2 rRNA genes are annotated in these 361 nt (G+C 52.9%); both read right to left on the bottom strand.

Annotated elements, in window-relative coordinates:
* Window positions 1-87 (bottom strand): 5S ribosomal RNA (gene rrf, locus AXK60_RS12940); the annotation flags it as partial.
* Between the two features lie 139 nt (window positions 88-226).
* Window positions 227-361, bottom strand: a 23S ribosomal RNA gene (locus tag AXK60_RS12945); the annotation flags it as partial.

Here is a 361-nt window from a genome sequence, read left to right on the forward strand (position 1 = left end):
CACGAGTGCAGTACCATCGGCGCTGAAGGGCTTAGCTTCCGGGTTCGGAATGGAGCCGGGCGTTTCCCCTTCGCTATGGCCGCCGTAACACTGCGAAACAACACATGTGTTGTCTCAGACATTGCATAGTGGACGCGAACCAACCCTCACGGGCCGGATTTCTGTGAATTGTTACACGCATAATCTTCTGTGAGCCATCAGTGCTCGTTTTGGCGAATGTTATGTGTGTGGTAAGTCCTCGACCGATTAGTACCAGTCACCTGCACGCATTACTGCGCTTCCAGTTCTGGCCTATCAACCCCATAGTCTGTAGGGGGTCTTACCCACTCAAGGTGGTGAGAATCCTAATCTTGGAACAGGC

Origin of the sequence: Tsukamurella pseudospumae (assembly GCF_001575195.1) — a bacterium.
GTDB classification, from domain to species: Bacteria; Actinomycetota; Actinomycetes; order Mycobacteriales; family Mycobacteriaceae; genus Tsukamurella; species Tsukamurella pseudospumae.